Origin of the sequence: Methylobacter tundripaludum SV96, assembly GCF_000190755.2 — a bacterium.
GTDB classification, from domain to species: domain Bacteria; phylum Pseudomonadota; class Gammaproteobacteria; order Methylococcales; family Methylomonadaceae; genus Methylobacter_A; species Methylobacter_A tundripaludum.
Genome location: NZ_JH109152.1, coordinates 996,405 through 1,018,826 on the forward strand (window position 1 = coordinate 996,405; position 22,422 = coordinate 1,018,826).

The 22,422-nt window shown below is 50.8% G+C and carries 30 protein-coding genes; 29 read left to right on the forward strand and 1 reads right to left on the reverse strand.

The features are described 5' to 3' along the window. Positions 1–93: 93 nt before the first annotated feature. Positions 94–762: a helix-turn-helix domain-containing protein gene (locus METTU_RS04440; protein WP_006890113.1), complete on the reverse strand. Its 669-nt coding sequence runs from the start codon at positions 760–762 to the stop codon at positions 94–96. A 155-nt stretch (positions 763–917) separates the two neighbouring features. Here METTU_RS04440 and METTU_RS23040 point away from each other — a divergent pair, with 155 nt between their 5' ends. The 29 genes from METTU_RS23040 to METTU_RS04585 all read left to right on the forward strand — a co-directional run bounded on the left by METTU_RS23040 (position 918) and on the right by METTU_RS04585 (position 22,387). Then, positions 918–1,163, forward strand: coding sequence for a hypothetical protein (locus tag METTU_RS23040; RefSeq protein WP_150107734.1), 246 nt, complete (start codon positions 918–920; stop codon positions 1,161–1,163). Positions 1,164–1,351: 188 nt separating this feature from the next. After that, the gene (locus METTU_RS04450) at positions 1,352–1,750 is read left to right on the forward strand and encodes a response regulator transcription factor (RefSeq protein WP_006890114.1); all 399 of its coding nucleotides are present in this window, start codon (positions 1,352–1,354) and stop codon (positions 1,748–1,750) included. Continuing rightward, positions 1,743–1,904 carry a hypothetical protein gene (locus METTU_RS23560; RefSeq protein WP_169624849.1) on the forward strand — a complete coding sequence of 54 codons (162 nt, stop codon included), beginning with the start codon at positions 1,743–1,745 and terminating at the stop codon, positions 1,902–1,904. Before METTU_RS04450 ends, METTU_RS23560 begins: the two co-directional genes overlap by 8 nt. Next, positions 1,904–2,272: a hypothetical protein gene (locus METTU_RS04455; protein ID WP_006890115.1), complete on the forward strand. Its 369-nt coding sequence runs from the start codon at positions 1,904–1,906 to the stop codon at positions 2,270–2,272. Before METTU_RS23560 ends, METTU_RS04455 begins: the two co-directional genes overlap by 1 nt. Positions 2,273–2,445: 173 nt before the next feature. After that, entirely contained in the window at positions 2,446–4,857 is a 2,412-nt protein-coding gene (locus METTU_RS04460) for a DUF5906 domain-containing protein (RefSeq protein WP_006890117.1), read from the forward strand. 272 nt (positions 4,858–5,129) lie between these two features. Next, a complete protein-coding gene (locus METTU_RS04465; protein WP_006890119.1) occupies positions 5,130–5,387 on the forward strand; it encodes a hypothetical protein in 258 nt (85 codons plus the stop codon). Further along, complete coding sequence (locus METTU_RS21575) at positions 5,384–5,926, forward strand: hypothetical protein (RefSeq protein WP_006890120.1); 543 nt, start codon at positions 5,384–5,386, stop codon at positions 5,924–5,926. The genes METTU_RS04465 and METTU_RS21575 overlap by 4 nt, the downstream gene beginning before the upstream one ends. Further along, a complete protein-coding gene (locus tag METTU_RS21580) occupies positions 5,923–6,783 on the forward strand; it encodes an adenine nucleotide alpha hydrolase family protein (RefSeq protein ID WP_006890121.1) in 861 nt (286 codons plus the stop codon). The genes METTU_RS21575 and METTU_RS21580 overlap by 4 nt, the downstream gene beginning before the upstream one ends. 3 nt (positions 6,784–6,786) lie before the next feature. Next, positions 6,787–8,721 (forward strand): phage terminase large subunit family protein, encoded by a 1,935-nt coding sequence (locus METTU_RS04480; protein ID WP_006890122.1) that lies wholly within the window; start codon positions 6,787–6,789, stop codon positions 8,719–8,721. Continuing rightward, on the forward strand, positions 8,718–8,963 hold the full coding sequence (locus tag METTU_RS04485; protein WP_006890123.1) for a Mor transcription activator family protein: 246 nt from the start codon (positions 8,718–8,720) through the stop codon (positions 8,961–8,963). Before METTU_RS04480 ends, METTU_RS04485 begins: the two co-directional genes overlap by 4 nt. Positions 8,964–9,665: 702 nt before the next feature. Beyond that, the gene (locus tag METTU_RS04495; RefSeq protein WP_006890126.1) at positions 9,666–9,875 is read left to right on the forward strand and encodes a phage head-tail joining protein; all 210 of its coding nucleotides are present in this window, start codon (positions 9,666–9,668) and stop codon (positions 9,873–9,875) included. After that, positions 9,872–11,272 (forward strand): phage portal protein, encoded by a 1,401-nt coding sequence (locus METTU_RS04500; RefSeq protein WP_006890127.1) that lies wholly within the window; start codon positions 9,872–9,874, stop codon positions 11,270–11,272. The genes METTU_RS04495 and METTU_RS04500 overlap by 4 nt, the downstream gene beginning before the upstream one ends. Further along, positions 11,241–13,175 carry a prohead protease/major capsid protein fusion protein gene (locus METTU_RS04505; RefSeq protein ID WP_006890128.1) on the forward strand — a complete coding sequence of 645 codons (1,935 nt, stop codon included), beginning with the start codon at positions 11,241–11,243 and terminating at the stop codon, positions 13,173–13,175. Before METTU_RS04500 ends, METTU_RS04505 begins: the two co-directional genes overlap by 32 nt. A gap of 69 nt (positions 13,176–13,244) precedes the next feature. After that, positions 13,245–13,916, forward strand: coding sequence for a DUF2190 family protein (locus METTU_RS21585; RefSeq protein ID WP_006890129.1), 672 nt, complete (start codon positions 13,245–13,247; stop codon positions 13,914–13,916). Between the two features lie 2 nt (positions 13,917–13,918). Continuing rightward, entirely contained in the window at positions 13,919–14,098 is a 180-nt protein-coding gene (locus tag METTU_RS04515; RefSeq protein ID WP_040579616.1) for a hypothetical protein, read from the forward strand. Continuing rightward, positions 14,098–14,592, forward strand: coding sequence for a hypothetical protein (locus tag METTU_RS04520; protein WP_006890131.1), 495 nt, complete (start codon positions 14,098–14,100; stop codon positions 14,590–14,592). Before METTU_RS04515 ends, METTU_RS04520 begins: the two co-directional genes overlap by 1 nt. Before the next feature lie 16 nt (positions 14,593–14,608). Continuing rightward, positions 14,609–14,950: a phage holin family protein gene (locus METTU_RS04525; RefSeq protein ID WP_254257818.1), complete on the forward strand. Its 342-nt coding sequence runs from the start codon at positions 14,609–14,611 to the stop codon at positions 14,948–14,950. After that, a complete protein-coding gene (locus tag METTU_RS04530; protein WP_006890133.1) occupies positions 14,947–15,150 on the forward strand; it encodes a TraR/DksA C4-type zinc finger protein in 204 nt (67 codons plus the stop codon). The genes METTU_RS04525 and METTU_RS04530 overlap by 4 nt, the downstream gene beginning before the upstream one ends. After that, the gene (locus tag METTU_RS04535) at positions 15,119–15,505 is read left to right on the forward strand and encodes a head-tail joining protein (RefSeq protein WP_169624852.1); all 387 of its coding nucleotides are present in this window, start codon (positions 15,119–15,121) and stop codon (positions 15,503–15,505) included. The genes METTU_RS04530 and METTU_RS04535 overlap by 32 nt, the downstream gene beginning before the upstream one ends. Positions 15,506–15,509: 4 nt before the next feature. Continuing rightward, entirely contained in the window at positions 15,510–16,073 is a 564-nt protein-coding gene (locus METTU_RS04540) for a hypothetical protein (protein WP_006890135.1), read from the forward strand. Continuing rightward, positions 16,070–16,615: a hypothetical protein gene (locus METTU_RS04545; protein ID WP_006890136.1), complete on the forward strand. Its 546-nt coding sequence runs from the start codon at positions 16,070–16,072 to the stop codon at positions 16,613–16,615. The genes METTU_RS04540 and METTU_RS04545 overlap by 4 nt, the downstream gene beginning before the upstream one ends. Further along, a complete protein-coding gene (locus tag METTU_RS04550; protein WP_006890137.1) occupies positions 16,612–17,175 on the forward strand; it encodes a phage baseplate assembly protein V in 564 nt (187 codons plus the stop codon). The genes METTU_RS04545 and METTU_RS04550 overlap by 4 nt, the downstream gene beginning before the upstream one ends. Continuing rightward, positions 17,172–17,510 carry a GPW/gp25 family protein gene (locus METTU_RS04555; RefSeq protein ID WP_006890138.1) on the forward strand — a complete coding sequence of 113 codons (339 nt, stop codon included), beginning with the start codon at positions 17,172–17,174 and terminating at the stop codon, positions 17,508–17,510. Before METTU_RS04550 ends, METTU_RS04555 begins: the two co-directional genes overlap by 4 nt. Then, positions 17,507–18,463 carry a baseplate assembly protein gene (locus METTU_RS04560; RefSeq protein WP_006890139.1) on the forward strand — a complete coding sequence of 319 codons (957 nt, stop codon included), beginning with the start codon at positions 17,507–17,509 and terminating at the stop codon, positions 18,461–18,463. The genes METTU_RS04555 and METTU_RS04560 overlap by 4 nt, the downstream gene beginning before the upstream one ends. Beyond that, positions 18,456–19,019: a phage tail protein I gene (locus tag METTU_RS21590; protein ID WP_006890140.1), complete on the forward strand. Its 564-nt coding sequence runs from the start codon at positions 18,456–18,458 to the stop codon at positions 19,017–19,019. The genes METTU_RS04560 and METTU_RS21590 overlap by 8 nt, the downstream gene beginning before the upstream one ends. After that, on the forward strand, positions 19,019–19,873 hold the full coding sequence (locus METTU_RS21595; RefSeq protein WP_006890141.1) for a hypothetical protein: 855 nt from the start codon (positions 19,019–19,021) through the stop codon (positions 19,871–19,873). The genes METTU_RS21590 and METTU_RS21595 overlap by 1 nt, the downstream gene beginning before the upstream one ends. Continuing rightward, positions 19,870–20,256 carry a hypothetical protein gene (locus tag METTU_RS04575; protein ID WP_006890142.1) on the forward strand — a complete coding sequence of 129 codons (387 nt, stop codon included), beginning with the start codon at positions 19,870–19,872 and terminating at the stop codon, positions 20,254–20,256. The genes METTU_RS21595 and METTU_RS04575 overlap by 4 nt, the downstream gene beginning before the upstream one ends. Positions 20,257–20,384: 128 nt before the next feature. Continuing rightward, positions 20,385–21,884 carry a phage tail sheath subtilisin-like domain-containing protein gene (locus METTU_RS04580; RefSeq protein ID WP_006890143.1) on the forward strand — a complete coding sequence of 500 codons (1,500 nt, stop codon included), beginning with the start codon at positions 20,385–20,387 and terminating at the stop codon, positions 21,882–21,884. Then, on the forward strand, positions 21,884–22,387 hold the full coding sequence (locus tag METTU_RS04585) for a phage major tail tube protein (protein WP_006890144.1): 504 nt from the start codon (positions 21,884–21,886) through the stop codon (positions 22,385–22,387). Before METTU_RS04580 ends, METTU_RS04585 begins: the two co-directional genes overlap by 1 nt. Positions 22,388–22,422 lie beyond the last annotated feature (35 nt).

Genomic DNA, 22,422 nt, shown 5'->3' on the forward strand with positions numbered 1-22,422 from the left:
GCTCCCTTTTTTTATGGTTTGTATATAGGCAATTGCTTACGCCGTAGCTGATGCGACAAAAGCAAAGCAGCTACGGTTTATTTATCGTAATAGTTATGTAGATCCGTTAACGACTTTATTTATGTATTCCTCACCTTGATAGTGAGCGCGTGTCTCAGAGACAACCATTGTCGCGTGTTTGCCGCTGTTGTCGCTGTGTAAATAATTTTCTACCAGTTTTTCGATGCGATTGCTGAGCAATTCTTCAATTGGTTGGTTAGGGATCATCAAGTGAAATGCTTGCAAGCCAAAGTGCTCGGCTAGTTTATCGATGGTATCTGAGCGGATACTTTCCACATTTTCTTCATCAAATAAATAGCTGACGGTGCGTTGTGATAATCCAACCAGTTTTCCGAACTCAGCTTGGCTCATTTTGCGGCCGGTTTCCCTGGCTCTATGGTCTAGTAAAGTTTTGACGTTCCCTGCAACTATTTTCTTAGTATTAATCATGTGTTCAATGATAAATCCACGGCCTAGCAATGGTTTATTTTTAATTAAGCAATTCTTTGCTTGTTTAACTAGCAATAAATTGCTAAATTGTTGTGTATGAAAATTATGAAGCATGTCGAAAGCCTCCAAGAGCAGGTGGCAAAGCACGGGGATTATAGGGGCCTTTCTAGCAAGGCCGGGGTTAGCTTTCATTGGCTTTCCAAGTTTGCCGCTGGGCATATGCCAAATCCGACGATCAAGAACATCGCTAAGGTGGAGTCGTTTTTTAATCATGAGATTGGCTCGGAGTAGTGGGGTCTTTTGGTGTGAGGTCTGATTTGTTTGAGTTGCCGCCCTATAGGTTAGGCATGTTGTTTAAAGAGCAAAAATAATTTTAACCCCCTCAGCCCTGTCTAGTAATAGGGCTGATTACCTAGGTAGGTTTACCTATGATTCCAGATAGTTATCAACCGGCAGATTGGCGTAATACGACGAGCGCGGACGCGGACAACCAGCAAATTGGTGTCGGCTTTAATTTGTTAGACGGCAGCATTATGAGGCTGGCTTTGTCATTGGATGGAGCAAAGGATTTGGCTGAGACGTTGATTCAGTCACTGAGTATTGTCCATTCGCCTAGTTCATCCGGTAGTCCAAGTGTTGATGTATCAATGTCATTTGATGGTGAAAATGTATGACCGCCTACTAAGTCGTCAAGGGCATGTTGCGGCATGTGATCTACCAAGGCTGTCGTCTTGATAGATCACATGCCATCGGTTGCCTTTTTGTTTGATAAAGAATGTTCCTGCTTGGGTTTTGTGAAGGTAGGTCATGGCGGATCTGATGTGGTTGGTTAAATTTTTAAGCATAGCAGTAAAGGGTATTTATGACTATTAAGGCGAAAATGGTTAATCAGGGTAGGCTGACGGCGCGGGAAGCTGATGTGGCAATGCTGATGGCTGAGGGTCATGCGGATAAGGTTATCGCGCGTTTACTGGCGGTCAGTATTCGCACGGTTAATGCGCATGTCGGCAATATCTATGAGAAGTTGGAGTTGCATTCTGAATCTATTGGCGTCAGTACGGCGGTCATTAATAACCGGTGTTATGCGGTGGCGGTGATGATCGCCAAGGGCATGATCAGTGTGTCGATTAAGTCGATTGTGATGGTTCTTATTTTTAACGCGACGCTGGTTGATGATGACAGTGCGGTGCGGGTGCGTAACGGCCGGGGTAGGGCGCATGCGCATGTGTCTCGACTGCGCAGCAGGGTTGGCGATGCTTAAGATTGCCCGTGGGCTGTTTTGGCTTTTGGTCGGGTTGCTGGTTTTGTTTACATTTGTTGTTGCTAATGCAGTGATGACGGTTGTTGATGGTTTATGGGCATGGGTTGCACTCATGATTAATCGTAAGTTCGATGCTCAGTTTGGGGATTGGTGATGGTTGGTTTGCACAATGCTCATGTGATTCTTTACAAGGGTATTTTATGTCGCTGCGCGGCATTGCAAGGACGGCCGTTGTCCCAATTGGTTTATTACACAGAGTACATGCAGGAGGCTGATCCGGAATGGAAGCCGATGCATTTAAGGAATATAGAAATTATGACGGGTATGGATGTGGGTTTAGGTGATTATAGGGTCGAGTATTACACGGCCGACAAGCGGCTGATTGTTACTGAGCCTGCAATGTCGTTAGGTGCCGCCAAGCAGATGGCTGATGTTAATCGGAATCGCCCAGATATTGCCGCCGCTAATTATGCAGTGATGCGTTGCGTTTTGAACTCACTGGATGAGCAGGATGCCCCATGATCTATCCCCGCTCCCCTTTATTAATTAAAGCATTTTTAAATTTAATGTTATTGCTTGTTAAGTTAGCGATTGAATGTCTGATGCCGGGTAAAAGGTACTTCCCAGCATCCCCCCTTGCGGGTACGAAGGGGCTCGATTTGTTTGTAGGTAGTGGCGTTGTGAGTTACTAAACAATGTCTTCGAATTATGATGATGTAAAATTACAGCTGGTTGGGTTTGGCCTTCAGGTCGATCGACTGACAACTGGGCGCATGATCCGCTGCCGGGTTGAAGGTGACCGAGAGAAACGCGGCTGGTATATCCTGCATGAAATCACCCTGACCGGCGGCGACATCGTCTTTGTCGGCTCGTATGGCATCTGGCAGGGCGCGGACAACAATGCGCAAAAAATAGAGATCACCCGAACCGACCTCAGCGCCGAGCAAAAAGCCGCCATCAAACAGCGCATTGCCGACGACAAAAAGCGCGTGGACGCGGAGCAAAAACGCAAAGCTGAACAGTCCGCTGCCAAAGCCAGTGCCGCCTGGCGCAACCTTGAAATAGACGGCGATTGCGATTACCTACACCGCAAAGGCATCATCCCTCACGGCGTAAGATTCACCGAAAAAGGCGCATTGGCCGTGCCTATGCTCGACACCCAAGGCCGCATCCACGGCCTGCAATTCATCCTGGACAAAGACAAACAAAAAGACCTGATCGCAAAACACAACGGCCGCGACAAACAATACTGGCCAGCCGGTGCAGTAAAAAAAGCCCACTTCCACCTGATCGATAGCCCAACCACACTGATACTGGTTGCCGAAGGCTATGCCACCGGCGCTACCGCATACGAAGCCACCGGTTTCCCGGTTGCGATCGCATTCGATGCTGGTAACCTTCAAGCAGTCGCCCAGGCGCTAAAAAAATACTACCGCGAAGCGCAAATCCTAATCTTAGCCGATGATGACGCCTTTGCCCGCTGCCAACATTGCCAGAAACCGGTACAAGTCAACCTATCCGCGACCTGCCCACACTGCAACGAACCCCACGGCAAGAAAAACGCTGGCAAAGAATGCGCAGAACTGGCCGCGCTGGCCGTCAATGGCCGCGTCGTATCGCCAAAATTTGCCGATCCGGAAGCCCGGTTCGACCACTATTGCCGCAACCAAGGCAAACTGACCGACTTCAACGACCTACACCTGACCGACGGCCTACACACGGTAAGGATTCAGATCGAGGAAGCCATCAAGCAAGCAGGATTCACCGTCACCGCCAAAGCGCGGGAAGCGCAACCACAGGGGGGAGGGGAAGCTACAAAAGCCGCACTAAAACCCATCGACTGCTACGACCACGCCCTGGGTCGATTCAGCCTCGTCTATGCTATGGGGGGTATGCTATTCGATGCCCAAGAGCACATGCGCATAGCGCTCAACGACTTCAAGCAAGCCTGCGTCCACTCCGACATACCCAAGCGCTGGCAAGAAAGCAAACAGCGGCGGATCGTCAGGCCCGATGAGGTCGGCTTCGACCCGACCGAAAAAGACAAGAACATCACCTGCAACGTCTGGGACGGCTTCCCGACCACACCGATTGATGGTAACTGCGATCGCCTGCTAGACCTGCTCATGTATATGTGCGCCGACGAGAAAAACAGCGACGCCGTTTACAACTGGGTACTGCGCTGGCTGGCCTATCCACTACAACATCCCGGCGCCAAGATGAAGACCACCATCGTCATCCACGGTCCGCAAGGCACCGGAAAAAACCTATTTTTCGACGTCATTCTCGGTATATACGGCAAATACGGCCGCATCATCGACCAGTCCGCTATCGAAGATAAATTTAACGACTGCTTCGGCGGAAAACTGTTCATGCTTGCCGATGAAGTCGTGGCGCGATCCGATCTATACCATATCAAGAACAAGCTCAAAGGCCTGATCACCGGCGACCGCATCCGCATCAACCCGAAAAATATGGCCGCCTACGAAGAGGCCAACCACGTCAACCTTGTTTTCCTATCGAACGAGCGAATGCCCGTCGTCCTCGACCAAGACGATCGGCGGCACCAAGTCATCTGGACGCCCGCCAAACTAGGCCCCGACTTTTACAAAGAAATAGCCCTGGAAATCGACAACGGCGGCGCGGAAGCCCTGCATTATTACCTGGTCAACCTGCCGCTGGGCGACTTCAACCCGCATACCAAACCGTTGATGACCGCCGCCAAACAAGACCTGCAAGACCTCAGCAAAGACAGCATCATCCGTTTTTACGACGAATGGAACACCAAGGAAATCAGCGGCGTCCCGCCTATTCCGGCGCTGTCGGAAGACATCTACACCCTATACACCCACTGGTGCCGACGGGAAGGCGTCAGAGCCGCCCCAAAAAATAAAGCGATCGATGCCATAGCCAAGCGCCCTGGCGTAAAAAAAGAACGAAAGCGGTACCTAAACGGAGTGTCTATGGTTGAAAACCCGAAAACTATCATCACTCCCGCCAACGCCGAAGAAATGTCGCCCGGTAATTCAGAAGCCGGTTGGCTTGGTTTTAACATCAATAATTTCAAGGATTCAGTCGATGCGTACAAAGAAGATAGCCGCGCTTAATATTGTGCAGGGTGTGCAGGCAGTTGTGCAGGGTATTGTGCAGAGTCAAAGCCGCGCCGCGCGTGGCCTGTGCAGGGTGTGCAGTACTTCACTTTACGTGACGCGCGAGAAACAAACCGCCACCACTGCCAAAAATAAAACCGCCCTCGCGTATATGGGTATCCTGCACACCCTGCACACCCTGCACAGACCACGAATGATAACGCCTCGCGTTTTTTCGCGCCCTGCACTCGCTCCTGCACACCCTGCACAACCTTTATTTTATTAAAAAAATGAAAAAGATAGTTTGTGGACCAGAGAACGTAAAAGCCTTTAACGGGCAAATGAAAGAGCTGGTGCCTGAATTTCACGCGCTGGCTAAGCAGCTCCACGCCGCTGGCTTAATTAACGGCCTACGCGGCGCTACGCTCGAATTACCCCCGTTTACTGAACAAACAATAGCAGAGCAGCCGAAAGCGGCGCAATATTGCAAAGAATGCGGACACTGGCATATCCCGTTGGAATGCACTAAACAAGGGGCGACCGCATGACCTTCATGAGCCAAACCGCCTTCGCTGACCACATCGGCGTCAACCGTAGCCACGTCACCCAGCTGAAAAACGCTGACCGCTTAGTTATGGAAGACGGAAAAGTAAACGTCGAAGCCTCAATCCAGCGTATAGCCGAAACCAAAGACCCGTCCAAAGAAGGTGTGACCAAGCGGCATGAGCAGGAGCGTGAGCGTAAAGAACAGGATGCAGGAAAAGAGAGTTCTGCGGTTAGTGGCTCAGGCAGTCGCTATCAATCAGCCAAAGCCAGACGAGAAGAAGCTAACGCCGAATTAACTGAAATCGATCTGAAAACGCGTCGCGGTCAATTGCTGGTAGCCGACGAAGCCAGAGCCTGCGTAGCCGATGGCGACACCATCATCCGCAACCGGCTCGAATCCCTGCCCGACATCCTAGCGCCGCAACTGGCCGCAGAAACCGACGAACAGAAAATCCGCTCCATGTTGATGGATCACATTGAATCCCTGCTCGGCGACTTGTCGCGCAGTTTTTTACACCTTAGCAAAGTAGAGAAAACATGAACTTATCTATCTCATTTAGTGGTGGAAAAACGTCGGCATATATGACTAAGTGGCTGCTTGATAATAAATTAAACGATTTCGACAACGTTGTTATTACATTTGCAAACACAGGGCAGGAACTTGAGGAAACATTAGAGTTTGTAAATCGCTGTGACAAGGAATGGAATTTAGGAGTGGTCTGGCTAGAGGCTCTTGTCGATCCAGTGAAAGGAAATGGAACCAAGTTTCGACGCGTGACATTTGAAACAGCATCACGCAATGGTGAGCCATTTGAGGAGTATATAAAAAAACATGGTATTCCGAATCAAGCATTCCCGAAATGTACGTCTGAGCTGAAGCTTGCTCCCATGCGTTCATATTTACGGTCATTGGGTTGGAAAAATGGAACCTATAAAACCGCGATTGGAATCAGGATTGATGAAATGGATCGCGTAAGTTCGAACATGGAAAAAGAAAATCTTATCTACCCATTGATTGAATATACAAAGGCAACAAAAGAGATGATTAATCTCTGGTGGGGACGTCAGTCATTTAATCTAAATATCATGGAGCACCAAGGGAATTGTGCATGGTGCTGGAAGAAAAGTAAGCGGAAGTTGCTAACCCTAGCTGTTGATACGCCTGAAGTATTTGAATTTCCAATGCGGATGGAAGATCAGTATCGATTTGCTGGGCCTTGGCAAGATCCAAGTGGAGTTGGACGGCTTTTTTTCAGAAAAAATACCAGCACGAAACAATTGCTGGAAGAATCAAAATTGCCCTTTGAAAGATGGAAGCCTGCTGCGGTCAATTTCGACTTATTTAATTATGAGCTTGATTCGGCTGGCGGCTGCTCTGAAAGTTGTGAGGTTTATTAAGCTATGCAGGCACAATCACAATACAGCAACGCTAGGGAGGTTATCAACACCACCCGCGCCCGCGCCTACGCCCCGCGCAAAACTCAGACCGTGTCCGAATGGTCGGATAAAAATATCGTCCTGTCGCGCAAAACCAGTCCTGAGCCAGGGCCGTGGCGAACTGACAGAAACCCGATCCTGCGTGAGCCGATGGATTGCCTATCGGCCCGCTCGACGATACACGAAGTCGTTATCAAATTCCCCATCCAGATCGGCAAAAGCGAGATTGGCCGCAACGCTATCGGCTACTGGATGGGTGAAGCTCCCGGCCCCATCATGGCCTGCTTCCCGGCAGATGTCAGTATGCAAAAATGGATTAACCAAAAGCTTAATCCCATGCTGGATGACTCGCCGGCGGTAAAAAACGTCATGGTATCCACCAACAGCCGCAATGCCGCCAATACCAAAGAGTTTAAGGACTTTTTGGGCGGCCAGCTCTATGTCGAGCATGCCGGAGCGCCGGCCAGATTGAAGTCAACATCGGTCAAATATCTTGTTGTCGACGAATTAACCGAATTTGCCAATTCGCTGAAAACCGGCGATGACCCCATGGTCATGCTGGAAGACCGTTATTCGGCTTTTACCTCGACCTATAAGCGACTGGACATATCATCGCCCGGCACAAAAGGCATCTGCCGTATCGATGAACGATATGAGTTATCGGACCAGCGCCATTATTACATGCCATGCCCGCATTGCCTGGAAGAAATAACCTTCGAGTGGTCCGGTCTACACTGGGACAAAGGCGGTGTCCGTGTCCGCTACGTCTGCCCGGAATGCGGCTGTGAAATCGAAGAGCATCAAAAAACAGACATGATCAAAGCGGGGCGCTGGATACCGAAAAACCCGGAATCAAAAATACGCGGCTATACCGTTAATTGCCTGTATTACCAAATCGGCCTAGGCCCGCGCTGGGAAAAGCTGGTAGAAATGTGGTTAGGTGTTCAAAACGACCCGGCTAAATTAAAAACCTTTGTCAACAGCCGCCTAGCCGAAGCCTGGGAAGACCCCTCCATGCGCGCGGTAAAGCTCAACGTTATCGCCGACCGCGCCGAACCCTACCGCCTGCGCGTCGCCCCGCTGGGTGTTTGCGCCGTTACCGCCGGTGTCGATACCCAAGACAACCGCTTGGCCGTGCAAATCGTCGGCTGGGGCAAGGGCATGGCTTGCTGGGTACTGGATTACATTGAACTGATGGGCGACCCCGCCGATGATGCCGTTTGGATCGCCTTAACCGACCTGCTCAACCGGCCCATCGAGCACATCAACGGCCACGCCCTGCCGATCCAAGCCACTGCCATCGACGCAGGCGGACACCGTACCGAAGCGGTAAAAGACTTCGTGCGCCGCCGTATGATTCGCCGCCCGATGGTCATCTTCGGCGCAGTGCCCAACAACGCCCCGGTGCTGTCTCGTCCCAAAGCGCAAGACGTCAACTGGAAAGGCCAATACAACAAACGCGGCGTGATGATTCAGCACGTCGGCACCGTAGCGGTCAAAAACGTCCTGTTCGGGCGCATGTCCACCGACGGCGACAAAGACAATGCTTCCCGGCTGCTGCACTTTTCTGAAGATTTACCGCGCGAATACTTCACCGGCATCGTCTCGGAAACTTTCAACCCGCGCACCAACCGCTTCGAGACCAAGCGCGGCGCACGTAACGAATCACTGGACACACTGGTTTACGCCTACGCCGCCGCCCATCATCACGAATTGCGTCTGCATCTGCATACCGCTGCCAAATGGGATGAGTTGGGGGCAAAACTGGCCGTGGTGTCGAGTGATGAATATAGGCGGCTACAAGCAGAGGCGGCAAAAGCCGCGCAGCAACCGCTATTGCCGATATTGCCCAAGGCAACCATAACCAAAAAACCTAAACGGAACAGTCAACTATTATGACCGGAATAATACAAGAAATGCGCCGCGTGGTTGCCAGCGTGGTGGGTGATGACCAAAAAGCCAGCGATGTGGTTTATGCACTGATCACAAACTTCGGCGGCGAACGCTTAACCATGCCCGCCAATGATTACGATAAACGCAATCAGGAAATAAAAGACCTGCATGATTCCGGCGCTACGGTTGAACAGCTGGCTAGGCGTTACCGGCTGTCGCCTAAGACGATTTATAGGATTTTAGGTTAGGCGTAACCCAACACAATACAGCAATAACTAGATATGGAGTAAAGCGAAATGATTTGTAGCATTGAAAAAGAGTATAGGCGCGGAGTTATTGGAACTGATTTTGTGCATATAATATGGGTTAAAAACAGATATGTTCTTGATATTTTTAAATTACGATTTTTTGGGATTGGATTTAAGACTGGCTTTTGCTTGCTTAAGAAAATACATAATATTAATCTTACCTACAAAATTAATAAGGGTGGGTGATATGAGTGGAAATGATTGCATTAATGAAACTGGACAGGAGTTGAGTCATACGGGTAGATTGCTGCCATGTCCATTTTGCGGACTGCAAGAACCTGCCCTAGATAGTGATAGCTACGCCCACTGCTTGACGACAGAAACATTCGATGTATTTGGTGATAAGATCGGCTGTATCCCCTCGCAAACGCCGATACACTCCGCCTCTATTCGCTGCACTCGCTGCAATGGGCAAATCAAGGGAATATCTATTGATGACGCCCGTCAACTATGGAATACGAGGGCTTAATAAATCAGCAGGTTGGGTTAGGAATTAGCCGAAACACAGCATAATCGTGCAAAATGTTGGGTTACGCTACGCTAACCCAACCTACAAAAAAATCCGTAATCCTACCTATAGACTTTTCCAAAATTCTCATTTTTTGCCTATTTTGTGAGAATTAAAACCGCCATGATAGCACCATGGCATACACACAAACTCAACTCGACGCATTAGAAACCGCAATCGCACAGGGCGCTTTGTCCGTGCAATTCGGCGAGCGCAAAATCACCTATCATTCTCTCGCAGAGATGGAACGGTTGCGCAACACTATGCGTTCAGAGCTGGGTGTGGCAACACCTGCCGCCGCAAGAGCGCGCATTATCAATATTCCGACAGGGAAGGGGCTATGACCAACGTCGTCCCTTTTAAACGCCGCTACGATGCCGCCAGCAAAACTACGCGCACCAGCAACTGGCTAACGCCAGCGACAGACGCCAATTCGGCAATCTCCAACCCCTCCATTATCCGCAACCGGGCGCGCGATTTAGTTCGCAACAACCCGTGGGCCAATAAAGGCGTGTCCGTCATCACTAACAACGTGGTCGGCTACGGCATCCTGGCGCAGTGGAAAGCAAAAACCAAAAGCAACACCAAACGCGCTCAGGATTTATGGAAGGCTTGGGCTGAATCAACCCAGTGCGACGCTTACGGGCTGACCGACTTCTACGGCATCCAGCAATTAGCGATGCGGGCGATGGTTGAGTCTGGCGAATGCTTTATCCGGCTGCGTCCTCGTCTTGCTTCTGACGGATTGGCTGTGCCGTTTCAGTTGCAGTTGCTTGAAGCCGACTATCTTTATGAGTTTGCCGATGGGCCTTTGCAAAACGGCGGCTATGTCCAGCGCGGAATCGAATACGACGCTATCGGTCGACGTGTTGCCTATCTGTTATATAAAGCCCATCCCGGCGCAACAGGCCGTTTTTACGGCACCTTCAGCTTCGGTTATTCCCGCGTCCCGGCTTATGAGGTCATCCATTTATTCCGTAGCGACCGACCAGGGCAAGAGCGCGGCGTATCGTGGCTGGCTCCGGTGATGATCCGCTTGCGCGAGTTGGACATTTACGAGGACGCCTATTTAAATCGCCAAAAATTAGCCAACCTGTTTGCGGCATTCATCTATACCGACGAGCCTGCCGAGACAGAAGAAGAATTCAGCGACGTTTCAGAATTAACCCCCGGATCCATGTACACCATGAAGCCAAACCGTCGCATCGAATTTACCACTCCGCCCAAGGCAGACGATTACGGCCCTTATACGGTTGAGGTGCAGCGCGGTGTTGCTGCTGGGCTTGGTATTACTTTCGAGTCATTAACCGGAAACTTATCCGAAGTTAATTTTTCGTCCGCTCGCATGGGTTGGCAAGAATTTGGCCGCAGCATTGATGGCTGGCGCTGGCAATTGTTTATTCCGCGCGTCTGCGGCGGTGTCGCCCGCTGGTTTTCCGATTACTGCGGCATTCCCGACTTATCGCAAGAATGGACGCCGCCGGCAAGAATGATGGTTGATCCTGCCCGCGAGATTCCGCCAATTATTGCCATGGTCAGGGCGGGGCTCTGCCCATTGCCGGAGGCGATCAGGTCCTTGGGCTACGATTTTCATGCCACGATGGATGAGATAAAACTCAGTAACGATTATCTGGATCAGTTGGGTCTGATTCTTGACAGCGACCCACGAAAAACCGCCGGATTAGGCCAAATACAAACAATAGGGGCCAATGATGCCAAAACAAACAAGACAGCTGCCTAAGCTACATACGAGGGCGTCATTTGTCCCGGCAACGCTGAATGAAGAAGCCCGCACGGTAGAGCTAACCTGGTCAACCGGCGCACAAGTCCGGCGGATTGATTACTGGGACGAAACAACCTGGATTGAAGAATTAAGCCTTAATCCTGCGCATGTCAATCTTGACCGCTTAAATTCCGGCGCTCCGCTGCTGGCTAATCACAGCAACTGGAGCCTGACTGATGTATTGGGTGTCGTTGAAAAGGCATGGATTCAGGACGGCGAAGGTCGTGCATTGGTTAAGTTCAGTGAACGTGCCGAAGTAGCGCCAATCATCGCCGATGTAAAAGGCGGAATTTTAAGAAATATCAGCGTCGGCTACACGATCAATAAGCTGGAAAGACAGCCAGACCTGCAAGACGGCCTGCCTATTTATCTGGCAATCGACTGGGAGCCGATGGAAATATCGTTAGTAACAATTCCCGCTGACGCAGGCGCACAAGTGCGTAGCGAAGGCGACACCCATTCAGTAACAATTGTTAACAAAGAGGTTAAGGCAATGCCTAGAACAGTCGAAGAAAAAACGACCGAAACACGGGCGGATAACGCTCCGACCGTATCGGTTAAACCAGAAACCAGAATTGACGAATCCGCTATCCGTGCCGATGCAGCAAAGCAAGAGCGTCAGCGTCAGGTAGACATCCGTAAATTTGGCCAGATGTCCCGTGCTGATGATGCTGTTGTTAACGGCTTCATTGAGCGCGGCGATAGCTTTGAGGTTGCAAAAGAGCAAATGCTTAAAAGATGGTCTGAAAAAGTTGATTCAGAAGCAACGCGCGGCGATGCATCCGTAACCACCGACGAAAAAGACAAATTTATCGAAGCAGGGGTTAACGCCATCCGTGGCCGTGCCGGTGTCGATAAGATGGATGCCGGCAACGAATTCCGTGGTATGCGCATGACCGAAATTGCCAAGCTGTGCCTTGATCGTGCAGGCGTATCGTCACGAGGTATGGGCGAATTGGAAATGGTCAAGCGTGCATTCACCACCAGCACCAGCGACTTCCCGGTATTACTGGAAAACGCCATGCACAAAACCTTGCAACAGGCTTATGCAACAGCTGCCGACACCTGGAGCCGTTTTTGTCATGTCGGTTCGGTGACAGATTTTCGCGCACATAGTCGCTATCGAATGGGTTCGTTTGGCAATCTTGATGCGCTGGGTGAGAACTCAGAGTTCAAGAATAAATCAATTCCAGACGGCGAAAAATCAACCATCACCGCCACTACCAAAGGCAATGTGATCAATATCAGCCGCCAAACCATCATCAATGACGACTTGTCCGCTTTTATCGGTCTCTCGCAAATGCTGGGACGTGCGGCGCGCAGGACTATCGAAGCGGATGTATATGCCTTGCTGGCGAGTAACCCGGTCATGTATGACGGCATCGCCTTATTCGATGCCGCACACGATAACCTTGCAGGCACTGCGGCGGTTGTTTCTGTTACCGCCATTGAGGCCGCGCGGGTCGCAATGGCGAAACAAATGGACGTAAGCGGCAATGACTTCCTTGATTTGCGCCCAGCATTATGGCTAGGCGGAATGGGTGCAGGCGGCGGCGCCCGCGTTGTCAATGAGGCGCAATATGATCCTGATACCGCAAACAAGCTGCAAAGCCCTAACAGGGTGCGCGGATTGTTTAGAGATGTAATCGACTCACCGCGCATTTCTGGAAATGAATGGTACGCCTTTGCCGATCCAAGCGAAGCACCGGTCATTGAAGTCGGGTTCCTGAACGGCGAACAAGAGCCATTCTTGGAAAGCGAGCAAGGCTTTGAAGTTGACGGTTTGCAATGGAAAGTTCGCCTCGATTACGGCGTTGCAGCGATCGATTATCGCGGCGCATATAAAAACGCCGGCGCTTAATTAAGCTGGGCGGCTGTGCGGTAGCAAGTCGCCTGCTCAACTCAACCCAACAGAATAGTAGGCAACAACATGGCTATAAATTTTAAACATTCCGGTGAAAACATTGATTACGTCAATGGCACCGGTGCCATCATTAAAAGTGGCGATCCAGTCGTTATCGGCAATGCGCAAATCGGTATTGCCTTGGTTAATATCGCCATCGGCGCAACCGGTACGGTAAAAAAGGAAGGCGTTTTTTCGCTGCCTAAAAATACCAGCGATGCCGTCACTCAAGGCCAGAAACTCTGGTGGGACCCAACGGCAAAAGAAGTCATCAACGCCCCGGCGCTTAATGCCTACTTTATCGGCTATGCGGACAAAGCCGAACTGGCGGCAACTGCAACCGTGCATGTTGATCTTGAAGAATTTATCGAAGAAGGCCCCCGGACATTGACGCTGGCAGCAATAGGCGCAGAAGCTTTGAATGCGGGTGACTTCGGCAGCGGCGACTTAACAGTGCTGGCCCCGAACACAGCTGCACAGACTGTCAGCCTTGCCAGCGTAGCGGCCATCCCGCCTGGCTCTAAATTGACAGTTAAAAAAACCTCTGCCGATGCTTTTGCGGTAACGCTTGATCCTGCCGGAGCTGAAACAATTGCAGGCGGCGCAACTTTCGCAACGATTGATGCGGCGAATGATTTAGGCCAGTTCGTGTCTACCGGCGCGGCATGGGTATTGATTCACTCGGTTATTGCGGCTTAATCATGTTTAGCAAAATCGGTATCGACTGGACTCAGCGCACCACAAGGCTTGGCGCAGTGACCTTAACCGGCGCTGCCTTTGCTTTGGTGTTTATCTGTCTGGGTCAGCTTGAAAAAGCAGTTGCTGTTACAGGTTTAGCCAGCACCGTTGCTGGGGCGCTTGGTTTAGCGGTGAAAGACTGATGCCGCCTATTCTGGTTTTCATAGTAGCGGCTTTTATTTCCGGGCTGGGGATCGGCGGTTTTTCTGTGCATAAGATAGATAGTGCCAAAATAGACCGCATAGAGCTTGCGCTTCAAGTACAAAAATCTGAGGCACAAGCCCTTCTGTCCAGCGCACAGTCCCGCATTGCCGAGTCCGAAAAAAACGCTATTTTTGCCAACCAACAACTGGATAAGTCCCATGAAACAGCGATTAACAGTATCAACACTTTGCATGACTCTTTTGCTGCTGTCAGGTTGCGCGACCCCGGACGTCGGCAAGGTAGTGATTGCCCCGTGCCAGCAAGTGCAGGTGCCGGAAAGTCTAAAGGCGAAGCCGATAGCGCCGAACTTTCAACAGAGCTTACAGGATTTCTTGTCGATCAAGCCTACCGGGCCGACACCATAGCCGCGTATGCAGCGGCCTGTTACCAATTTGTAGAAGCTAACTGCGGAATATCAGTACCGCAGCAATGAAAACGCATAGTCACCTATGGAAAAGATGATGCCTGAAAAAGATCCGCTTTCATACTCGCTAATCACCTATGCCTGGGTGTTCGGAATATCGCTATTCGGTGGTCTTGCCGGATATTTTCGTAAAGTAAAAAGTGGATTGATCAGCCGGTTTTCATTGATTGAGTTGGTTGGTGAGATGTTTATAAGCGCCTTTGTTGGCGTAATGACCTTTTATTTGTGCGAGTGGGCCGATATACCGGGTCCATTGGCCGCCGCTTTAATCGGCATCGCTTCTCATATGGGCAGCCGGGCAATCTTTATATTTGAAACCGCGGCTGATAAGGCATTTCAGCGGTTTGTTAATGTTGAAAAGCTATGACAGACATCATCGATCAAGCCAACGACTACGCCGAGAAAGAGCGCCAAATCGCCATAGCCAACCGACTCCCGTTTACGCTGGATGCCGGCAAGCCGGGCGACTGCGACTTTTGCGGGGAATGGTTTGGTCGATTGGTAGACGGCGCATGCGTGCCGTGCCGTCATAAGTATGAAAAAAGGGGCAGTCGTGGACGGATTTAGTCGGATGTTTAGTGCTATTGACAATGTCATTATGCAGGCCGTAGGTGATGACATCACGCTGACGCCGCCAACAGGTTCAGCGATAACGCCTAAGTGCGTTTTAGATGCGCCTGGCGGAAAAAAAGGTGTGGGCAGAATTGAATGGATCGACAACATCATTGCCAAGGTAGACATCAGTAGTGTGGTTGTGAATCTGCTTGAAAGTGATGTGCCTGACCTCGGTAAAGGATGGTCGGCGGTGTATTTTGGTAAAGCCTATGACGTTTCGGAAGTATTGCCCAAAGGCGATGGCGTATTAGTTGTTATTTTAAATCAGCCCGGCAATACCACGGCTGTTGCAAACGGGTGGAGATAGTTACATGGCAATAACCGGCGGCGTTGATACGGGGTTCTTGAGCCTAACGGTTGAGCAGGATGATATTGAGCGTCTTGTCCAGACCGTTTTGTCTCCGGCTGCGATAAAGCGCGTCCAGTCACGGGCAATCAATGAAACTACGGCATGGGTTAAAAGCCGGTTGCTGCGAGAACTGCCTTCTGCGACCGGCATCCCCAGAAAAGTATTGGCTCGCAGAATTAAGCAACGCAAGGCGCAAGCCAGCTTGGCCGACGTTATCAGCGGCAAGGTTTGGCTGGGCATAAACCCAATTGATGCCATGGCGTTAAACGATGGCGGTGCGGTTAATAGCGGTTATATGGCAGGTGATTATTATTTTGAAGGCGGTTTTAAAGCCAAGATGAGATCAGGCGCAACGGCAATTTTTGCGCGTACATCCCGCGCGAGACTTCCTGTCGAACGGCAAAATATCAAGATTGATAGTCCGTTCAATGAAGTTGTGCGGCGCTTAATGCCGCAAGCTGAGCGAGAGCTGGCCAGGCGAACGCAGCGCTTAGTCAGCTATGAATTAGAAAGGGCGACACGATGACTGCGACCACATTTGAAGCGTTCCACGCCGCTATCAAAGACCAAATAGCCGCGTTTTTCGGCGCTAACGTGAACACGGTTGAGTGGTATGAGCAAGGCGAAGATCCTGATAGTCGGCCTAGGCCCATAAAAACGCCGGCTATTATTCTGGAGTTGGAATCATTTATCCCTGGCGATGATATTGGTGATGGCAGAACTCCGTTGGACTGCCAAATCACAGCAAATTGTATCCTCGGGCGGTCAACCCCCAATTTGCAAATACAGACGAGCAACTTTGCCGCGCAGTTTTTGGCAAACGCCAGAAATAATAAATGGGGTCTTGCGCATGATGCGAGTTTTCCTAGCGGTTTTACAGCGGGGCCGGGCAAGTTTGATCCTGAAAAAAACGGCTACGAATCATGGTTCGTGACATGGGGCCAAACATTTTATCTGGGGAATGATGTTTGGGCCCCAACCGGCATAACTCCAACCGAAGTCTGGTTGGGCCTGTCGCCTGAAATCGGCATACCTTATGTCGATAAATATATCAAGGAAACGCCATGAGTTTCGATTTGACTGAGCTTGACCGGCGCTTAAGCAACCTGATCCGCATTGGTAAGGTGGATCAGGTTGATTATGGCATTAGCCCGCCCAAGGCCCGGATTTGGATAGGTGACGCGTCTAAACAGCTTGGCATTTTAACAGACTGGCTGCCGTGGTTTGGTCTTAGCGCAGGCGAGGATAGGAGTTGCGACCCGCTCGATATAGGCGAGCAGGTTATGATTTTCTCTCCTTGCGGAGAGTTGAATCAAGGCGTTGTCTTAGCTGGCATATTCCAGGCGGCACACCCTTATCCAGTCACTTCGCCCGACAAACGCAACACAACCTATAAAGACGGCGCGGTGATCGAATACGACCGTCAGGCTCATCATTTAAAAGCGGTTTTGCCTGCGGGCGCTACCGCCGAGCTGATAGCCGACGGCGGCATTGCAATTACCGGCGATATTACCCTGACCGGCAAACTGACTGCCAGTGTTGATGTTATCGCCGACGGCATCAGTTTGAAAAATCATAAAACCAGCTTGGTGCAACCAGGCTCAGGACAATCTGGTATGCCAGTATGATCGGTATAGATAATTCTACCGGAAAGGCGTTGGCAGGCATTGACCACCTGAAACAGTCCATCCGCGATATTCTGACTACGCCTATCGGCACACGGGTTATGCGCCGCGATTACGGCTCGCGCCTGTTCGAATTGATCGCCGCGCCGATGAACGGCGCCACGATTATTGATATGGTCGCAGCAACCGCCGAGGCGCTGGATAAATGGGAGCCGCGCATTGTGTTGGAGCGTGTAGTTATTGAGTCCGCTGACAGTACCGGGCATTTTGCATTGGCAATTTTCGGCAAATATCGCCCGGACGGCAAACAGATTAAATTGGATGGCATACTGCTATGAGTTTTACGCAGATTGATTTATCGCAGATACCCGCACCCAACATTGTCGAGGCGTTGAGTTTCGAGACGATATTTGCGGAAATGCTGGCCGATTTGCAGTCGCGTGACAACACCTTTACCGCGCTGCTTGAGTCAGACCCAGCCTATAAGGTTTTAGAAGTTGCCGCCTACCGCGAGCTTGTTTTGCGCCAGCGCGTTAACGATGCGGCGCGCGGTGTGATGCTGGCTACGGCTAGACGCACTGATTTAGATCAGATTGGCGCTAATTACAACGTCGAGCGATTATTGATAACACCGGCCGATCCGACCGCCATTCCACCGGTTGCTGCTGTTTTTGAGCAGGATGAGCCATTCAAGCGTCGTATCCAGCTCGCTTTTGAGGGGTTGACTACTGCCGGCAGTGAAGGCAGTTATATCTTCCATGGCTTAAGCGCCAGCGGTGATGTCGCAGATATTGCTGTTGATTCTGTAGAGTTTCATTTGAATGAAAGCGGTGCTGTGGTGATCGATTACGGTGCCAATTTACTCACACCTGAGCCGGGCATGGTAGCGATTACCGTGTTATCAAGGATAGGCAATGGCGCTGCCGATGCGCCGCTGTTGTCCTTGGTTGATACGGCGTTAAGGGCAGACAAAGTGCGCCCCTTGACTGACAGGCTGACTGTGCGCTCTGTAGAGGTTATTGGCTACACCGCAGACGCTACCCTGTATTTTTACGACGGCCCCAGCAGCGCGACTGCATTGCAGGCTGCTGCTGGGGCGCTTGATATATATATCGCCGCCGCGCATAAAATTGGCGAGGACATTACGCTGGCCGGTATTTATGCGGCACTCAAACAACCGGGCGTGCAAAACGTCATTCTGGCGAGCCCTGTTGCCGACATTGTTATCGGCAATTATCAAGTCGGCTATTGCACCGGCGTGACCCTGACCAATGGGGGCGTCAATGTCTAGTTTGCTGCCGCCCAATGCCAATGTGCATGAGCATGCGCTTGATGACGCCATATCGAGGCTCGGCGCTGTTCCGGTGGATATTGTTAAGCTGTGGAATCCGCAAACCTGTCCCGTGGCATTTCTTCCCTGGCTGGCTTGGGCGCTATCGGTCGATGAATGGGATGAAAACTGGACCGAAGCGCAAAAACGCAATACGTGTGCTGCCAGTTATGACGTGCATAGTCATAAGGGCACGCCTCATGCAATCCGCGCGGCATTGTCGGCGCTGGGTTATGACAACATTGCCATCAAGGAAGGTGCTGTTAATTACTATAACGGCGCGCACACCTATGACGGCAGCTGGACTTATGGCGCCGACAGTGCATGGCCGATGTTTGATGTTATTTTGAATATTGGCGCATTCCCAGATGACGCCATGGTTCAGAGAATCCGAGACAGTATTGAGCGCTATAAAAATAAACGCTCGGTATTGCGTAACCTAATTTTTATGAATTTATTTTATGACGGGACGTGGGCTTATGATGGGTCTAAGAAATATAACGGCGGGGTATTGTAATGGCTAATTTACCAGAAACGCCCATCTATGATGCAGGTGTTTATCAAAAGGAAACTACCGATATTGCATTGGGTGGTCCTGACGGAAAGGCTAATGAGGGTGCCAGAAACCTGGCTAATCGCACCGCATACTTAAAGCAGCAGGTAGATGTGCTTGTGGCTACCAAAGCGCCTCTTGCATCACCGCCGCTGACCGGAAACCCAACTGCACCAACTCAGGCTCTTGGTGATGTCTCGACGAAGATCGCTACTGACGAATTCGTGCAGAAAACTGTTGGCGGCGTATTGAGCAAATCAGTTGCCGGTGGCTCTAATGTAACGCTTACAGCGGTTGAGGCTGGCCACGGTATTTTGCAATTTACTGGTATTTTGACCGGGAATGTCGCTGTTATCGTGCCGGTATCACCAACCAGATCATGGGTTGTAAAGAACGATACGACCGGGGCATTTGCGCTAACTATTAAAACGCCCGCTGGGACTGGCGTTGTGGTTTTACCAGGAACGTCCATCACGTTGTGGTGTGATGGCACAAATGTCTACTCCACCATGCTCCCGCTGGGATATAACCAAACCAATCAAAATATGCTGGCAAGTCGCGCCCCGTCAACTACTTACACAAACTCGACCGGTGGACCTATTGGTGTCCACATAAGAGCTTCATCGAGCGCAACAAGCTCTTGGTTAGTCGTCACGTTAACGACTACTGCGGGTGCTGTTATAACGTATTCGAGCGCGTCGGAATCAGCTGTTAATTTTAGTACCAGCGTTGGCTTAATTGTCTTGCACGGCGAGACCTACAGTGCGGCGATGGTATCAGGCGTAACAACTCTTGCAGAATGGAATGAATTAAGATGAAACTTTATAAAAATATTGCAGGAACTGTTTTTGCTTATGAGTCTGATGGCTCTCAAGATGCGTTCATTCCTAATGACCTTATTGAAATTACAGAAGCTGAGGCAGACGCGTTGCGAGCTCCGTCTGCACCGACAATTGACGATCTTAGAGCTTTAACGCAATGTGCGAGTTGGCAATTCAAACGCGCATTGACTCAACTAAATTTACGCTCGGCGGTTGAGACGCTGATATCGTCTGCAGATCAGGATACCAGAGACATGTGGGCAAGCGCAGCTAATTTTAAGCGCATAAGTCCGTTTATTATGTCGGCTGCTGCCGCATTAAATAAAACGCCTGAAGAAGTCGATGCGGTTTTTTCTATCGCCTTGGAAATCACGGAGTAGTTTATGTTCGATATATCAACAACCACAGCGACGATAACAGCCGCATTATTGCCGCAGCCTGAACATGTTTGATGCTTAAGATAAATACGCTCAAAAACTGACATTGATTTAATCACCTGGAGTTAACCATGCCCGAACAATTTTTACACGGCGTCGAAATCGTTGAAATAGACGATGGAGCACGCCCCATCAGCACTGTCAAATCATCCGTTATCGGGTTGATCGGCACCGCACCGAACAGCGCCCCGGCAGCGACCGCAAGTCTGTTGACCGGCGTAGTCGCCAGTAATAATGCTATCACTTATACCGCCGTAACACCGGGTAAGCCAGGCAACGACATCACTGTGCATTTGAAAGACCCCAAAGCCAACAGCCAAGCGCTGAGTGTTGCGGTCAGCGGCACGGCGATTACCGTTAATCTGGCTACCGGTGTTACCGGAACCATTACATCAACCGCTGCGCAAGTGATAGCGGCGATTGCCGCCAGCACCGCCGCGGCTTTATTGGTTGCGGCTGCCAATACTGGCGTATCAACCGGCGCTGTTGCCGTGGGAGCCTCGGTAAAAGCGCAAGCCCTGTCGGGCGGCGCTAATGAAGCCTTTCCGCTCAATATCCCGGTGTTGGTAACGGGGAGTCGTAATGGCGCCGCAGGTCTGGATACGGTAGGCGATAAGTTGGGTACGCTGCCTGATGCCATGGATGATATTTTCGACCAGTGCGGCGCTATGGTTGTGGTTATCAGGGTGGCCGAAGGCATCGATTTTGCCGCCACCCAGTCCAATATCATTGGCGGCATCAATGCGGGTGTACAGGTATTTTTAAACGCCGAGTCGATTGTTAAAGTAAAGCCGCGCATTCTGATTGCGCCAGGGTTTTCGCACGAAGTCGCGGTAGTGTCAGAGCTGCTGGGCATTGCCGATCGGTTGAAGGCGGTTATTTTGGCTGACGGGCCAAATACCGACGATGCCGCCGCCATCAGTTTTCGTGAGAACTTCGGCAGCAAGCGCGTTTATGTCATCGATCCGCAGGTTAAGGTCTGGGATACCGTCAGTAATTCCGAAGTCAACCGTCCTGCATCGGCACGGGTGGCTGGCATAATCGCCAAGTCAGACAACGAGCGCGGCTTCTGGTGGAGTCCATCCAACCGGGATATTTACGGCATTACCGGAACAAGCCGACAAATCGACTTTGCGCTGGGCGATGTCAATGCACGCGCTAATTATCTGAACGAAAACGAAGTCGCCACCATCATTCAAAAGGACGGCTATCGCCTGTGGGGCAACCGCACCTGCTCGGTAGATCAAAAGTGGGCATTTTTATCGGTGGTCAGGACGGCGGACATGATTCATGAGTCGCTGCTGGCTGCGCACATGTGGGCCGTAGACCGCAACATCACCAAAACCTACCTTGAAGATGTTGTAGAAGGTGTGAATAGCTACCTGCGGCACCTGGTAGCTGTCGGGGCCGTTCTGGGCGGCCACTGCTGGGCCGATCAAGACCTGAACACGCCTGATCAGATCAGTCAGGGCAGGGTCTATTTCGACTTCGACTTTACCCCGCCTTATCCGGCTGAGCACATTACGTTCCGCAGCCATTTGGTCAACGATTACATTAAGGAATTATTCTAATGTTGAATGATATTTTAAAGAATTTAAACCTGTTTGTTGACGGTCGCGGCTATGCCGGTAACGTCGAGGAATTGAACCCGCCCAAGCTGACCATGAAGACCGAAGAGTTCCGCAACGGCGGCATGGATGCGCCGGTGGAAGTTGAAATGGGCATGGATAAATTGGAGGCTTCATTCTCTTTGACCAAATACGATGCCGATGTATTGAAGATTTTCGGCCTTGCGCCCGGCAACACCAAGCCGCTGACCTTTCGCGGCTCACTCAGCGGCGAGGATGGCGTCGAAAAACCGGTCATCATCCAAATGACCGGCATGCTAAAAGAAATGGATCCCGGCAGCTGGAAGCCGGGCGACAAAGCCAACCTTAAGGCGACGGTCGCGCTGCGCTATTACAAGCACACGATTAACGGCGAAGTCGTTCATGAGATCGATGTGCCGAACATGATCCGCATCGTTAATGGCGTGGATCAGCTGGCAGTTACCCGCAAGAACCTGGGGATGTAAATGACCAGATGCAATCTTGATCCTATTTCGCATAA

Bases quoted from the DNA above. Each gene is read 5' to 3' on its own strand.
- METTU_RS04440 (WP_006890113.1), bottom strand. From the start codon at position 762: ATGATTAAAAAACGACTCCACCTTAGCGATGTTCTTGATCGTCGGATT.
- METTU_RS23040 (WP_150107734.1), top strand. From the start codon at position 918: ATGATTCCAGATAGTTATCAACCGGCAGATTGGCGTAATACGACGAGC.
- METTU_RS04450 (WP_006890114.1), top strand. From the start codon at position 1,352: ATGACTATTAAGGCGAAAATGGTTAATCAGGGTAGGCTGACGGCGCGG.
- METTU_RS23560 (WP_169624849.1), top strand. From the start codon at position 1,743: ATGCTTAAGATTGCCCGTGGGCTGTTTTGGCTTTTGGTCGGGTTGCTG.
- METTU_RS04455 (WP_006890115.1), top strand. From the start codon at position 1,904: ATGGTTGGTTTGCACAATGCTCATGTGATTCTTTACAAGGGTATTTTA.
- METTU_RS04460 (WP_006890117.1), top strand. From the start codon at position 2,446: ATGTCTTCGAATTATGATGATGTAAAATTACAGCTGGTTGGGTTTGGC.
- METTU_RS04465 (WP_006890119.1), top strand. From the start codon at position 5,130: ATGAAAAAGATAGTTTGTGGACCAGAGAACGTAAAAGCCTTTAACGGG.
- METTU_RS21575 (WP_006890120.1), top strand. From the start codon at position 5,384: ATGACCTTCATGAGCCAAACCGCCTTCGCTGACCACATCGGCGTCAAC.
- METTU_RS21580 (WP_006890121.1), top strand. From the start codon at position 5,923: ATGAACTTATCTATCTCATTTAGTGGTGGAAAAACGTCGGCATATATG.
- METTU_RS04480 (WP_006890122.1), top strand. From the start codon at position 6,787: ATGCAGGCACAATCACAATACAGCAACGCTAGGGAGGTTATCAACACC.
- METTU_RS04485 (WP_006890123.1), top strand. From the start codon at position 8,718: ATGACCGGAATAATACAAGAAATGCGCCGCGTGGTTGCCAGCGTGGTG.
- METTU_RS04495 (WP_006890126.1), top strand. From the start codon at position 9,666: ATGGCATACACACAAACTCAACTCGACGCATTAGAAACCGCAATCGCA.
- METTU_RS04500 (WP_006890127.1), top strand. From the start codon at position 9,872: ATGACCAACGTCGTCCCTTTTAAACGCCGCTACGATGCCGCCAGCAAA.
- METTU_RS04505 (WP_006890128.1), top strand. From the start codon at position 11,241: ATGATGCCAAAACAAACAAGACAGCTGCCTAAGCTACATACGAGGGCG.
- METTU_RS21585 (WP_006890129.1), top strand. From the start codon at position 13,245: ATGGCTATAAATTTTAAACATTCCGGTGAAAACATTGATTACGTCAAT.
- METTU_RS04515 (WP_040579616.1), top strand. From the start codon at position 13,919: ATGTTTAGCAAAATCGGTATCGACTGGACTCAGCGCACCACAAGGCTT.
- METTU_RS04520 (WP_006890131.1), top strand. From the start codon at position 14,098: ATGCCGCCTATTCTGGTTTTCATAGTAGCGGCTTTTATTTCCGGGCTG.
- METTU_RS04525 (WP_254257818.1), top strand. From the start codon at position 14,609: ATGGAAAAGATGATGCCTGAAAAAGATCCGCTTTCATACTCGCTAATC.
- METTU_RS04530 (WP_006890133.1), top strand. From the start codon at position 14,947: ATGACAGACATCATCGATCAAGCCAACGACTACGCCGAGAAAGAGCGC.
- METTU_RS04535 (WP_169624852.1), top strand. From the start codon at position 15,119: ATGAAAAAAGGGGCAGTCGTGGACGGATTTAGTCGGATGTTTAGTGCT.
- METTU_RS04540 (WP_006890135.1), top strand. From the start codon at position 15,510: ATGGCAATAACCGGCGGCGTTGATACGGGGTTCTTGAGCCTAACGGTT.
- METTU_RS04545 (WP_006890136.1), top strand. From the start codon at position 16,070: ATGACTGCGACCACATTTGAAGCGTTCCACGCCGCTATCAAAGACCAA.
- METTU_RS04550 (WP_006890137.1), top strand. From the start codon at position 16,612: ATGAGTTTCGATTTGACTGAGCTTGACCGGCGCTTAAGCAACCTGATC.
- METTU_RS04555 (WP_006890138.1), top strand. From the start codon at position 17,172: ATGATCGGTATAGATAATTCTACCGGAAAGGCGTTGGCAGGCATTGAC.
- METTU_RS04560 (WP_006890139.1), top strand. From the start codon at position 17,507: ATGAGTTTTACGCAGATTGATTTATCGCAGATACCCGCACCCAACATT.
- METTU_RS21590 (WP_006890140.1), top strand. From the start codon at position 18,456: ATGTCTAGTTTGCTGCCGCCCAATGCCAATGTGCATGAGCATGCGCTT.
- METTU_RS21595 (WP_006890141.1), top strand. From the start codon at position 19,019: ATGGCTAATTTACCAGAAACGCCCATCTATGATGCAGGTGTTTATCAA.
- METTU_RS04575 (WP_006890142.1), top strand. From the start codon at position 19,870: ATGAAACTTTATAAAAATATTGCAGGAACTGTTTTTGCTTATGAGTCT.
- METTU_RS04580 (WP_006890143.1), top strand. From the start codon at position 20,385: ATGCCCGAACAATTTTTACACGGCGTCGAAATCGTTGAAATAGACGAT.
- METTU_RS04585 (WP_006890144.1), top strand. From the start codon at position 21,884: ATGTTGAATGATATTTTAAAGAATTTAAACCTGTTTGTTGACGGTCGC.